Annotated in this window: 11 protein-coding genes and 1 other RNA gene; 7 read left to right on the top strand and 5 right to left on the bottom strand. The window is 57.7% G+C overall.

What is annotated here, in order from left to right:
* Positions 1 to 55: 55 nt before the first annotated feature.
* Positions 56 to 589, bottom strand: a complete 534-nt coding sequence (locus tag V6N04_RS07315) for a c-type cytochrome (protein WP_371169487.1) — start codon at positions 587 to 589, stop codon at positions 56 to 58.
* 119 nt (positions 590 to 708) lie between these two features.
* On the opposite strand from V6N04_RS07315, the gene V6N04_RS07310 reads away from it, so the two are divergent.
* Positions 709 to 1,542 (top strand): prephenate dehydratase, encoded by an 834-nt coding sequence (locus V6N04_RS07310; RefSeq protein ID WP_371169486.1) that lies wholly within the window; start codon positions 709 to 711, stop codon positions 1,540 to 1,542.
* A gap of 3 nt (positions 1,543 to 1,545) precedes the next feature.
* On the opposite strand, the gene V6N04_RS07305 is transcribed toward V6N04_RS07310, so the two are convergent.
* Complete coding sequence (locus V6N04_RS07305; protein WP_371169485.1) at positions 1,546 to 2,025, bottom strand: SRPBCC family protein; 480 nt, start codon at positions 2,023 to 2,025, stop codon at positions 1,546 to 1,548.
* Positions 2,026 to 2,067: 42 nt separating this feature from the next.
* Positions 2,068 to 3,033 carry an NAD(+) diphosphatase gene (gene nudC, locus V6N04_RS07300; protein WP_371169484.1) on the bottom strand — a complete coding sequence of 322 codons (966 nt, stop codon included), beginning with the start codon at positions 3,031 to 3,033 and terminating at the stop codon, positions 2,068 to 2,070.
* A 188-nt stretch (positions 3,034 to 3,221) separates the two neighbouring features.
* Between nudC and V6N04_RS07295 the strand changes: the two genes are divergently transcribed.
* From V6N04_RS07295 to rsgA, 3 genes are all read left to right on the top strand, one after another.
* Entirely contained in the window at positions 3,222 to 5,162 is a 1,941-nt protein-coding gene (locus tag V6N04_RS07295; protein WP_371169483.1) for a bifunctional 2',3'-cyclic-nucleotide 2'-phosphodiesterase/3'-nucleotidase, read from the top strand.
* Between the two features lie 4 nt (positions 5,163 to 5,166).
* An RNA gene (ffs, locus tag V6N04_RS07290) (signal recognition particle sRNA small type) lies at positions 5,167 to 5,264 on the top strand.
* Between the two features lie 241 nt (positions 5,265 to 5,505).
* Positions 5,506 to 6,534 carry a ribosome small subunit-dependent GTPase A gene (gene rsgA / locus V6N04_RS07285; RefSeq protein WP_371169482.1) on the top strand — a complete coding sequence of 343 codons (1,029 nt, stop codon included), beginning with the start codon at positions 5,506 to 5,508 and terminating at the stop codon, positions 6,532 to 6,534.
* Positions 6,535 to 6,544: 10 nt separating this feature from the next.
* Here rsgA and V6N04_RS07280 read toward each other — a convergent pair whose 3' ends face one another.
* Positions 6,545 to 7,036 carry a protein-tyrosine phosphatase family protein gene (locus tag V6N04_RS07280; protein ID WP_371169481.1) on the bottom strand — a complete coding sequence of 164 codons (492 nt, stop codon included), beginning with the start codon at positions 7,034 to 7,036 and terminating at the stop codon, positions 6,545 to 6,547.
* Positions 7,037 to 7,145: 109 nt separating this feature from the next.
* Here V6N04_RS07280 and V6N04_RS07275 point away from each other — a divergent pair, with 109 nt between their 5' ends.
* The 3 genes from V6N04_RS07275 to recR all read left to right on the top strand — a co-directional run bounded on the left by V6N04_RS07275 (position 7,146) and on the right by recR (position 9,946).
* The gene (locus tag V6N04_RS07275; protein WP_371169480.1) at positions 7,146 to 8,906 is read left to right on the top strand and encodes a DNA polymerase III subunit gamma/tau; all 1,761 of its coding nucleotides are present in this window, start codon (positions 7,146 to 7,148) and stop codon (positions 8,904 to 8,906) included.
* 84 nt (positions 8,907 to 8,990) lie between these two features.
* Entirely contained in the window at positions 8,991 to 9,335 is a 345-nt protein-coding gene (locus V6N04_RS07270; protein ID WP_371169479.1) for a YbaB/EbfC family nucleoid-associated protein, read from the top strand.
* A 14-nt stretch (positions 9,336 to 9,349) separates the two neighbouring features.
* Complete coding sequence (gene recR / locus V6N04_RS07265) at positions 9,350 to 9,946, top strand: recombination mediator RecR (protein ID WP_371169478.1); 597 nt, start codon at positions 9,350 to 9,352, stop codon at positions 9,944 to 9,946.
* A gap of 50 nt (positions 9,947 to 9,996) precedes the next feature.
* Here recR and V6N04_RS07260 read toward each other — a convergent pair whose 3' ends face one another.
* Positions 9,997 to 12,570 carry a TIGR02302 family protein gene (locus tag V6N04_RS07260; RefSeq protein WP_371169477.1) on the bottom strand — a complete coding sequence of 858 codons (2,574 nt, stop codon included), beginning with the start codon at positions 12,568 to 12,570 and terminating at the stop codon, positions 9,997 to 9,999.
* Positions 12,571 to 12,585 lie beyond the last annotated feature (15 nt).

The following is a 12,585-nucleotide window of genomic DNA, read 5'->3' as shown; positions in this document are numbered from 1 at the left end:
CAAAAAAGGGCCGCCCCGGTGTCGGAGCGGCCCTGAAATGCGGTCGACTTAGCGCTTAGCCGCCGATTGTCTGCAAATAGGCAATCAGGTTTGCGCGATCAGTTTCTTTCTTCAGGCCCGAGAACGTCATTTTGTTACCTGGTGCGAACTCTTTGGGCTTATGCAGCCATTCGTTCAGTGCATCGATGTCCCAGCTTTCACTGCTTAGACCGGCCAAAGCGTCCGAATAGTTGAACCCCTGAACGCTTGCGATTGGGCGATCCACAATGGCATAGAGGTTCGGGCCTGTACCGTTCGCGCCGTCCTCAAGCTTGTGACAGGCCTTACACTTGCCCCAGACCTTTTCGCCCTTCGCTACGTCGGCGCTGGCCAGAAGTTCGGTGAACGGGATGATATCTTCTTTGTTCTCTTCGCCGCCATGGCTGTCTCCGCCGGTTTCGATCAGATAGGCTGTCTCGGCGTGTTCTTCACCGGCATGGCTTTCGCCTGCGGTATAAAGGATATCTGCCGCCCAATTGCCGAGCATGAAGATTAGCAGGGCGCCGATTGCAGCGGCGCTGGCTTTAGTCATAGTCATTGTGTCGAACATGTCGCGTTCCGTCTCATCCAAAGTCAAAAGCCTTCTAGCCGCTTCCATTGCCATGTTTCAAGCGATATGAGGCGCGACCAATTGCACTTTAGCGCTATTCGGCGGAAAGGGTCAGTGAAATGTCCAAACGTATCGCCTTTCAGGGGGAGCTTGGCGCCTATTCCCACGAGGCTTGTCTTGCGTCCCGTCCAGACTTTGATCCGATGCCATGTGATTCTTTCGAAGAGGTGATCGAGGCGGCGCGCTCTGGTCAGGCTGAACTGGCCATGCTGCCGATAGAAAACACGACCTATGGACGGGTGGCGGACATTCACAGGTTGTTGCCCGAAAGTGGTCTGCACATTTTGGACGAGGCCTTCGTGCGGGTGCGGATCAGCTTGTTGGGACTTCCCGGGGCGCAGATATCTGACATCGACGTTGTGCGCGCGCATTTGGTTTTGCTCCCGCAGTCTGCGACATTTTTGAACAAACATGGAATTCGTGGCATCGCTGCGGCTGATAGTGCCGGAGCCGCAAACACGCTGTCACAGACCAAGACAGTGGGCGAGGGCGTGTTGGCTTCGTCCCTGGCTGGCGAAATCTATGGGTTGGATGTCTTGGCTGAAGACGTTGAGGATCACGGCCACAACACCACCCGCTTTGTGATCATGGGGCGCGAGCCCAATCACACCCGCCGTGGTGATCATGGGATGATGACCACGTTCGTATTCGAGGTGCGCAACATCCCCGCCGCGCTTTACAAGGCCATGGGGGGCTTCGCGACCAATGGTGTGAACATGACCAAGCTGGAAAGCTATATGGTTGATGGGTCTTTCAGTGCCACCCGCTTTTATGCGGATATCGAAGGGCATCCGGATGATCGCAGTGTGCAGTTGGCGTTGGAAGAACTGGGTTATTTCACATCGACGTTGGATATCATTGGTGTTTACCCACGCGATCCAGCGCGGGACTAAGGCTCACATCATCGGGTGTTTGCCCGGACCAAAACGGTCTTCGATGCTTTCCGCGTACTTGGCCACTCGTTTTCGAAATTTGCGCACCAGTGACGCGCGCGCCAACTTCATTGATTGCAGCAGCAGCCGTGCTGGGATGGTTTTTGGACGCATGTCCACGCTTAGGTTCATCCGCGTGCGGTTGCGCGATAGTGACAGAAGCTCGATTTCTACGGTTGCTTCGATCCCCGATACTTTTGTGAACAGCTCCAACTGGTGCGGTGCCTCGTAAGAAATCAGCTCCATATCCGCGCTACGGGTGCGGTTGCGATAAGGGAATTTTGCATTCCAACGCATGCCCGGACCGGGCTGGCTGAGCGAATCTAACCGCGAGACATCGGCCCCACGGCGCAGGGCTGCGCGTTCCATCCCGTCGAAATCAGACACGGCCTCAAAAACCTGCTCTATCGTGGCTTCGATGTCTTCGCGGGTTTTGAATTTCATGCGTGATCTCGTTCTTTGGCGTTGGGCCAGACTTTTGTGGTCTTAATCAAGCCGATCTGCAAGCCAGTTTGAAAGCAGAAACTGCGCAATTGACCCTTTTCGAGCCGGGAAAACATCGCGATTGCGCCCTGCAAACACGTCCAGCATGTCTTCGCGGGTCATCCAGATCGCATCTTGCAGCTCGTTTGGGTCGAGCCGAATGTCCGTCGTAAGAGCTTCACCCCACGTGCCGATCATCAAGGATGACGGATAGGGCCACGGCTGAGAGGCAAGATAGCCCACACGCCCGACCGCGACGCCGGTTTCCTCAACCACTTCGCGTCGAGTGGCGGCTTCAATGGTTTCGCCGGGTTCCATAAATCCTGCCAAAAGCGAATACATGCCCTCGGGCCAACCTACGCCACGACCGACGAGGACCGAGTTTCCATGGGTGATCAGCATGATCACAACCGGATCGGTGCGCGGGAAATGCATACGTTCGCAGCTTGGGCAATTGCGCTGCCACCCTGCTTGTGCCTGCACGCTTTTTTCACCGCAGTTGGCACAAAAGCCGTGAATTCGGTGCCACTCAAGAATAGCGCGGGCGGTGGCCGCAATCTCGGCGTTCAGGGGAGAAAGCAGCGACATAATACCCCGAATCTCCGCAAATCCGTGATTTTCGGGCGTGCCCGGCAGATGCTGCCAGGTGGTGTCCAAAAAATGCGCGGGGTCGGGAATATCCCCGTCTGGCTGCCAGCTGGATATGTCTACCGCAAAAGTGGGCTCATCCTCGCACACGCCAAGGAAAACAAATCTATCCCGGCGGTCCCGGAGCACCTCGTGCCCTGATGAAAGGTAGGCAAGCCGTAAGTCGTTGTTTGGAAGACGCTCTACCATCGGCTTGCCGCGCCAAACGGGCAAAATGCGGGCGGCATCGACCATGTCTGCGATCTTGGTCTGATCTCCACGCAACTCCGCCGCTCGGTTCAGAAGCCCGGCGCCAAAGGTAACTTGCTCTGCGATTTTCATGGTGTTTCGGCCTGTTTTTCTCCGCGCGAACGCTAGCAGGATGGGTGGCGAATACCACCCGCATTTGTACATTGAATAAAAAACACGCTAAAGTTGCATGAAAATACTTCAAAAATACTTTTGAATGATTTTCACTGGAGCACAGGGGAGAAAGGATTCTCAGCGGTGTCGGATCAAGGAAGGTACTGGTGCTAAAAATACTGGAGCAAAAAGACGCAGTCGCGGTGTCGGTAACGGCTTCGTTGCGTATATTGGCAACCACTGACTTGCATATGCACATCCTTCCCTATGACTACCTGTCAGATCAACCGGTCGAAGGATGGGGTCTGACCAATACGGCCCGTCTGATCCGAGAAGCACGTGCCGAGGTCGAAAATACACTCCTTCTGGATAACGGGGACTTCTTGCACGGCACCGCAATGGGCGATCTGGTGGTTGAACAGTACCGTGCTGCGGATACAGGCGGGCTGCCTGCCATTCACCCTATGATCGCGGCTATGGACCATCTTGGCTACGATGCAGGAAATATCGGCAATCACGACTTTGATCGCGGGGTCGACGTGCTTTTAACTGCCGTCGAGCAGGCTCGGTTTCCGATCGTGTCTTCCAACACAATCACCAAACGCGCGGACAGCCCCACGCGAGATGCGACTTTGGTGCCTCCGTTTGCAATCCTGAACCGCGACATTCGCGATGAAAACGGAGATATTCGACTGATTAGAATTGGTGTGGTCGGCTTCTTGCCACCCGGTTCGCTGAACTTCGGCGCGCGCGTTGGGGAACAGCCTGAAACACGTGACATCGTCGAGGCGGCCGAGGCCTTCGTGCCCCATATCCGTGCCCTTGGGGCCGATATTGTGGTTGCTTTGGCACATTCAGGTATCGGGGGTTGCGCACATGTGGACGGGATGGAGAACGCGCTAATTCCGTTATCGCATGTGGCGGGCATCGATGCGATCGTGGGTGGGCACTCCCACCAAGTGTATCCAATTTCGGGCGAAACGCAGCAGGCATTGAACGGTGTACCGACAGTGGTGCCGGGCTTTTGGGGCTCGCATCTCGGGGTGGTTGATCTAAAGCTAACGCATGATGGAAAGTCATGGAGCGTCCGGTCTGATCGCGCGTCCTTACGCAAAGTTCAAGGTGTTGAGCATTCACAACCAGCTCCGCAGCGCACGCGACGCCAGGTTGGGGCGAATTTTCCGACATGGTTTGAGAGCCTTCATAGGGACACGCTGGCACACATGCGTACACCGATTGCGCGATGTACGCAGGATTTGGAAAACTATCTTGCCTTGGTCGGTGCAGATCGGGCCACGCGTTTGGTTCAGCAGGCCATGATTGCCCATGCCAGCCGACACCAGTCGGATGTTCTGGGCACGCAGTTGCCGGTGTTGGCCTCAAGCGCGCCGTTTAAGTCGGGGGGGTTGGCCGGGCCGGGGTATTATACCCATGTACAGACGGGTGAAATGACGATGCGGTCGCTATCTGACCTCTATGTATTCCCAAATGAACTCGCTTTGATGACCGTTACGGGCGCATTCCTGATGGACTGGCTGGAGCGCTCAGCAAGCGTCTTTAACCAGGTCGGGCCGGGCGAGCGAGCGGTGTCACTCAAAGAAGACAGCACCCCCGGCTATCTGTTGGAATCCGTCCTTGGGCTGACTTACCAGATCGATCTCAGCCAGCCTGCACGGTTCACCCCAGCAGGTTCGATTGCCGGGCTTGGCCGTGGACGCATTATGAATTTGCGACACCAAGGCGTGCCGGTGACCGCGGATCGGCAATTCATTCTGGCCACCAGTGATTTTCGCGCTCAGGGCGGCGGTGGCTATCCCGTTGCCGCGGAAAACTGTCGGGTCGATATGCCGAATGCTTCGATTCGCGGCGTTCTGAAGGGTTATTTGTCGAGCAAACCTTCAGTCGAAGTCGATAATCGACCAATTTGGACATTCGCGGATGTGTCCGGCGCAAGCGTCGCTTTCAAGTCCTCGCCGCGCGCGGTCGATGTATGTAATGCCTATCCGTGGCTCAGCGTGACGCAAGCGAGGGCCGGTGGGGCAGATGGGTTTGCGTTGTATCATATGGAACTGAGAGACTTGCATCGCGGGTTTTGCCCTCATATATGAGGGGCGAGAGGTTGGCGCGGGCAGGCGCCTCGCCAACCTGGTCAGATCCGGAAGGAAGCAGCCACAACGAGCCCCGCTTGGGTCGTGTTCAGCCTCTCACCCAGTTTCAAATTCGCAAAATTTGAAACCCCGACAGGTGAAACGAAGTTTTGCCGAGAGGGACACCAACCCAAGGGCCGCCACACGGTTTCGCCCGCATCGAAACGGAGGGATTTCATGAATGTCGTCATCACCCTTCGGGCAGGAATTTGCTAAACGGGATTTCCCCTTTTCTGCCTGAGCACGCACACCCCAAGCAGCAATTGCGCGCGGGGCGTTCCGTTATGCTGAAACAGGCAGATCAATGACATATACTCTTTCGGACCTTGGATGGTCCTCTTCTTTTCAGATGCAGCTTGATGAGGCTGCTGACCTGACACCTTATCGACTTACTGAAATTCACCGTAGCCAGATGAGCGCGCTGGGCGAGGAAGGGTCGGTTGTCCTGACTTCTCCACGCATCGTCGCGGGCGAATTGGCGGTTGGAGATTGGGTTCTTGCCGACCCTGAAATGCGCATTCAGGATTGTCTGGATCGTAAGTCCATGCTGCAACGACGCGGCGCCGGCACCGATGCGCATGTCCAGCTAATTGCGGCCAATGTGGATACGCTTTTCATCGTGACGTCGTGTAATGATGATTTCAACATTGCACGGATTGAACGGTTTTTGGCCCTGGCACACGAAGCGGGGTGTTATCCGGTTCTGGTGCTGACCAAAGCGGATTTATGCGATGATACAAGCGTCTATGAGGCCGAAGCCCGCACGCTTGACCCAATGTTGACCACGCTGACGGTCAATGCGCGTGAAGCGGACAGTGCGGCGGCGGTTTCAGACTGGTGTAAAGCGCCGCAAACCGCGGCATTCATTGGTTCGTCTGGTGTGGGTAAGACCACGCTGACCAATGCGCTAACTGGTGGAGACGCAGCGACCGGAGGTGTCCGTGAAGACGATGCCAAAGGGCGGCATGTCACGACGTCGCGCAGTATGCGGCCCATGTTGAAAGGCGGCTGGATCATCGACATGCCCGGTATGCGGGCTTTGCGATTGCTGGACACGCGTGACGGCATCGACAGCGTTTTTGACGATCTTGCAGAGCTGGAAACGCAATGTCGCTTTTCAGATTGCGCCCATGAGACCGAACCGGGATGTGCGGTGCGCAAAGCGATAGAGGCTGGCGAACTGGACCTTGATCGCCTTGAACGCTGGCGCAAACTGCGCGCGGGCGAGGCGAAAAACACCGAGACAGTGGCAGAAAGCCGGGCGCGGGAACGAAAATTCTCGAAAATGGTGAAGGGGGTCGTAAAAGGCTCCTCCAAGCGAAAAGGGCGCTGAGGAAAGGTTGTTAGCGTGAAGTTGATGCGCCCCACTGCCTTTGAGCGTCGGTTTCGACAGCACAAGGGCGCTGGGTGCGCAGGCGCTGGAGCGCCGCTTCTGCAGGCTCACCCATCTCGACCATCAGTTTGAGCAGCACCATTCCGGACCGCCCGCAGCCCCCTTTGCAATGCGCCAATACTTTGCCACCGTTACGCAAGGCCCGCCGTGCGGCTTCAGAGATTTCAGGCCATACATCAAGAGCTTCGGCCGGAGGGGCTCCAAAATCCTTTATCGGGAAGTGGCGCCATTCGATCCCGGCTTGTTTCAGAAGGTTGCCAAAGTCCTTGGCGCCGTGTGCAACCATTTCTGGTGTTTCTGTCATCGATAAAACGAGCGTAGGTCGCCAGATCAAGACGGCGGTTAGGTCGTCATTGAAAGTCCCCCAGCGACCGGGCAGCGGGCAAATGCCCAACCAGCCATGACCGGCCTTCAGCTCTGATATAGAAAACGCCTCCCGCATGTCGGGGAACTAGCATGGTGTAGAGTGTACTCCAACCCAGACTTCGGTAGACGCGGCCCATCGCCCGCCCTAATCTGAGCCGGATACGAATCCGGTCCGAAGGAACTCCATGTCCGAGACAGAATCCACAGCCCCCGCCTATCAGGTTTTGGCCCGTAAATACCGGCCCGAGACCTTTGCTGATTTGGTTGGGCAGGAAGCGATGGTACGCACGCTGAAAAATGCGTTTGAGGCTGACCGGATAGCACAAGCCTTTGTGATGACGGGTATTCGCGGTGTGGGTAAGACTACAACGGCGCGGATCATCGCCAAGGGGATGAATTGCATTGGGCCGGATGGGCAGGGTGGACCGACGGTCGAGCCTTGCGGGCAATGCGAGCCCTGCGTTGCTATTGCCGAGGGGCGCCATGTCGATGTGATGGAGATGGATGCGGCGTCGCGCACCGGCGTGGGTGACATCCGCGAGATCATTGAAAGCGTGCATTACCGGGCGGCCTCGGCACGCTACAAGATATACATCATCGACGAGGTTCACATGCTGTCGACCAGTGCGTTCAACGCGCTGTTGAAGACGTTGGAAGAGCCGCCAGCGCATGTGAAATTCATCTTTGCAACCACCGAAATTCGCAAGGTGCCCGTGACAGTGCTGAGCCGCTGTCAGAGGTTTGATCTTCGCCGGATCGAACCTGAAGACATGCTGGCCATGCTGCGACGGATTGCAGATGCAGAAGGTGCGCAGATTGCCGAGGATGCGCTGGCGCTAATCACGCGCGCTGCCGAAGGGTCTGCACGGGATGCGCAATCTCTGTTGGATCAGGCGATCAGCCATGGCGCTGGTGAAACCACCGCCGACCAAGTACGGGCCATGTTGGGTCTGGCGGATCGTGGCCGGGTACTCGACCTGATTGATTTGATTTTGAAAGGTGATGCAGCCGGGGCGCTGACTGAGTTGGGTGCTCAGTATGCGGACGGGGCTGACCCGATGGCCGTGTTGCGTGATCTGGCAGAGGTTTCTCATTGGATCAGCGTGATCAAAATCACGCCCGAGGCGGTTGAAGACCCCACTGTCTCACCTGATGAACGCACGCGTGGGCAAGCGATGGCGCAGGCTTTGCCGATGCGGGTTTTGTCGCGCATGTGGCAGATGCTTTTGAAATCGATTGAAGAAGTGGCGGCGGCGCCGAATTCGATGATGGCGGCAGAGATGGCTGTCATCCGGTTGACCCATGTGGCCGACCTTCCGACACCCGAGGAGTTAGTGCGTAAGTTGAAGGACCAACCCCAGCCGCCTGCGGGTCCGGCAGGTGGTGCCCCAGCCCCGGCTGGCGGCGGCGGTGGACATAGCACCTCGTATGGCGCGAAGTCGGGCGGTGGCACGGTCCCTGGCGGCGGGGCGACGGCTCTTGCCGTGTCGCAGGCCCCTGAAAATGCGCTGGCCCGGTACGCCCGGTTTGAAGATGTCGTCGAACTAATCCGGGCAAACCGGGATGTGAAGCTTTTGGTCGAAGTCGAAGGCGGTGTGCGTTTGGCGTCGTATCAACCTGGACGGATCGAGTTCACGCCGTCGGGCAATGCGCCATCTGATTTAGCCGCGCGACTTGCACAGCGTTTGCAAGGGTGGACGGGCGTGCGTTGGGGGGTCACCCTTGTGAATGGGTGCGAGGCCGCAACGATCACCGAAACCCGTGATGGCGAGAAGCTGGCATTAGAAGAAGAAGCGGTCGCGCATCCACTGGTGCAGGCCGTCATTTCAAACTTTCCGAAAGCTCGGATCACCGAGATACGGACCGCTGACGATATGGTGCAGGAGGCCGCGGTAGAGGCTTTGCCCGAGGTCGAAGATGAATGGGATCCGTTCGAAGACGAATAGGTAACGCAGCGTCTGCGCCTTGTAACCAAGGCCGCGCGACCGTATCTAAAGCGAAACGGACCTGACGATATTGAGGAGCAGAATATGCTAAAGGGACTGGGTGGTCTTGGCGATATGACCAAGATGATGAAAGCCGCGCAAGAAATGCAGACCAAGATGGCGGAGATGCAGGAAAGCCTGGCGACTATGACTGTCGTTGGTGAAAGCGGCGCTGGTCTTGTTCGGGCAACTGCAACGGCCAAAGGTGTGTTGACCGGGTTGGACATCGATCCAACGATTTTCAATCCAGATGAAAAGGAAGTGGTCGAGGATTTGATCCTTGCCGCGATCAAGGATGCGCAGGCCAAGGCGCAGGCACGCAGCGAAAGCGAGATGTCGCGCCTGACAGAAGAGCTTGGACTTCCCAAGGATATGAACCTGCCATTCTAAGGCAGGCCCACCGCATGTCAGAAGCCCCGCGCGATATCGAAAATCTGATCGAGCTTATGGCAAAGCTGCCAGGGCTCGGTCCCCGCTCGGCCCGTCGGGCGGTGTTGTATCTGATCCGCAAGCGCGCACTTGTGCTGACACCTTTGGCGGATGCGATGCAGGCAGTGGCTGAAACTGCGCGGGAATGCGTGATCTGTGGCAATGTCTCAACGGCGGATCGTTGCGATATTTGTGCTTCGGAGAAACGCGCCACGGGCGAGCTTTGTGTGGTCGAGGATGTGGCCGATCTGTGGGCGATGGAACGTGCGGCTTTGTTCAAGGGGCGGTACCATGTGCTCGGCGGGACCTTGTCCGCTTTGGATGCTGTCGGCCCGGAAGACCTTGGCATCCCGCGGCTAGTCCAACGCGTGATCGACGACGAAATCACTGAGGTGATTTTGGCCTTGAACGCCACTGTCGATGGTCAAACCACGGCACACTACATTGCGGAAGAGTTGGAGGGGCGGTGCACCGTTTCCTCGCTTGCGCAGGGTGTGCCAATTGGGGGCGAGCTGGATTATCTTGATGAAGGGACGATCTCGGCGGCTTTGGCGGCTCGTAAGCGCTTTTGAAGGATTTTATGCCTTCGGCGAGAATGTTTTTAACAAGAAAAAGCTGATGCTCAGAACTGGTCGAGTAAGCGTTTGAGGTAATCACGCTCAAGGTCGGGGCGGTCTCCGTCGCCTGAACGGCGGCGCAGTTCATTCATCAATTCCTGAGCACGGCGATAAACCTCGTCACGGTTTTCAAGGGGGCTGTCTGTTCCGATAGCGCCTCTGCTCCCATCTTGATTTCGGCCAAGAGGATCGCGTTGGCTTGATCGTTGGCCTTCGCCGGGGCTGCTGCCTTGTTCACCTTCGCGTTGGGCTTGTTGGCTTTGCATCGCTTCGTCGAACTGCCTAAGCCCTTCGCGAAGGGCCTCCATCGCGTCGGCCTGTCGTCCAAGGGCCTCGGGCAGGTCACCTTGTTCCAGAGCGTCGGCTGCGTCGCCCATGGCGCGTCCGGCGTCATCCAGCGCCTCGCGTGCGGCTTGACCTGCTTCGTCACCTGCACCGGGCAGGTTGCGGCGTTGGGCGTCGAGCTGTTGTTGCAGGGTGCGCTGTTGCCCGGCCAAATCATCGCCCGGACCTGCGCCACCTTGTTGTCCCCCTTGCTGGTCGTCGCCTTCGCCCTGTCCGTTCTGACCTTCTTGTCCGCCAGCACCGTCATGGCTTTGTCCGCGCCCTTGGCCGCCATCGCGACCTTCGTTTCCTTGGGATTCACCGGCTTGATTGCCCTGACCTTCTTCTTGCAGGTCGCGGAAAGCTTGATCGGACAGGCCTTGTTGTTGGCGCAATGTGTCCTGTAACCCTTGCCGCGCTTCGTCGCCGGGTTGGTTGGACGAACCGTTTTGCGCCATTTGCATGTTTTCCATCATCTGGCGCATCTGATCGAGCATTTGCATTGCTTCATCCTCGCGCCCTTCTCGCATCAGTTCCTCGATACGGTCCATCATGGCATCCAGATCGGCTTGGCTCATCTCGATCGTATTTTCGGATTGTTGCTGGTCAGAGGGCGGAGCGTTCTCCTGATTCTGAGCGAGTTGCTCCATGTAGTCGCGCATGGCGTCGCGGAATTCCTGCATCAGTTCGGCCAGCTCTTCTGCAGTGGCCCCATCGCGCATTGCTTGTTCCAAGCGCTCTTGTGCTTGTTGCATCCGTTCCAACGCATCACCGAGCTGACCGTCTTCAAGCTCAACCGCGATGTCCCACAACAGAATTGCAATCTCATCGCGAATAGACGTGGGAAGCTGGGATTGACTAATTCCCAATTCAAGCTGGCGGATGCCGCCGCGCAGGCGAAGATATGTGCCCGATGGCAATTCAAGCTCGTCAGGGCGGTTCAGCACTGTGCGCAGAAGTTGTCCGGTCCGTTTGCCGTTCTCACGTGACCATAGAAGATCGCGGCGCTGTTCGATTAGCGCCTTTGCGACAGGGTGCAGGAACCGACGGGCGGGTAGGACGATGGCGCGCGCGGGCGCTGTTCCGGTTTGTCCGGCGCCATCTTCGACCTTTAGGGTCAGGTCAACGGGAAGGCCGGCCCATGGGTGCTCAATCAGGTTTTCTTCCAATATGCCTTCGACGTCCGTCCGGGGACCGAGAAAGGGGAGCGGAAGGTCGACGGTGATTGTGTCGCGCGGTTCGGGATCGGTAGCCAATCCATAGCGCCGGTCGACACGATCCAGATCTAGCGCAAGTTCGGCCGCGCCAAGCGTCACCGCGTAGTCATCGGTTGCTGAAAACTCCAGCGAGAAATCGCCTGACAGCCAGCGTGTCAGGTCACCTTTGGTTGTCACTGTGGGCGGGGTGTCGCCGATGGCGGTGATGTCCCAGGATGCGCCACCCGGCCCGTCAATCTTAAGCGGGCCGTCCCTGGTGATGATTTGAAGATAGCTTTGCTGAGACTGATCCGGGATCGGCGTGTCGGACAGGTCGGCGGTGACAGACAGGGCGTCCAGATCACCATAAAGCCTGAGGGTTAGGCGGCTGCCTATGGGCACCGACAGGGCACCGGCGGGCTGGTCGGAAAGGTACAGGCTCGGTCGGCCGGTGTAGCCGGGCGGCTCGATCCAACCTTCCCAACTGGTAGTTGCGATTGTCTGGGCTTGCGTGGCAATGGCCACGCCTTTGCCGCTGGCAAGCTCGATCCACGGTGTGAAAAACAGGGCGAGAGCTGCCCCCGTCGCGGCGATCAGGCGCAGCGCGTAGGGGTCACTCCTTGCCACTTTCAGATCGGGCGGAATAGGCTTCACGCCCTTGATACGCTGGCTCATGCGGTGCCGGTGGGCGTCCCATAAACTGCGTGATGCGTCATTCTCTCGCCCGGCACCCTGTTCATCCATCAGGGTCGCGATCGGGTGGCCGGACAGGCTGTTATCTAGTCGGGAAACGCGGTCTGTTTCGCGTGGCCATTCGAGCCGACGGGCGCCCCAGATTAAGGCGGCAAGCGCAGCGAAGCTGGCAATGAGGATAAAACCTAACAAGCCTTGTGGGACAGTCCATGCCCAAAAGCTCCAGATCGCGAACGTCGCCAAAAGGACCGATACAAGCGGCCAAAACGCCAACCAGAGCCGTTCCAAAACCAACCCAGCCCCAGTCAAACGCAAGGGCCATTTGAGGTGCGATTGCACCTCGTCAGGTAGGTTTTGGCGGGTCATCTGGCCCGCGTTGAT

Source organism: Aliiroseovarius conchicola (assembly GCF_041403445.1).
GTDB classification, from domain to species: domain Bacteria; phylum Pseudomonadota; class Alphaproteobacteria; order Rhodobacterales; family Rhodobacteraceae; genus Aliiroseovarius; species Aliiroseovarius conchicola.
The sequence above is the reverse complement of the archived record's forward strand: the minus strand, read 5'-3'. Positions and strand labels throughout refer to the sequence as shown.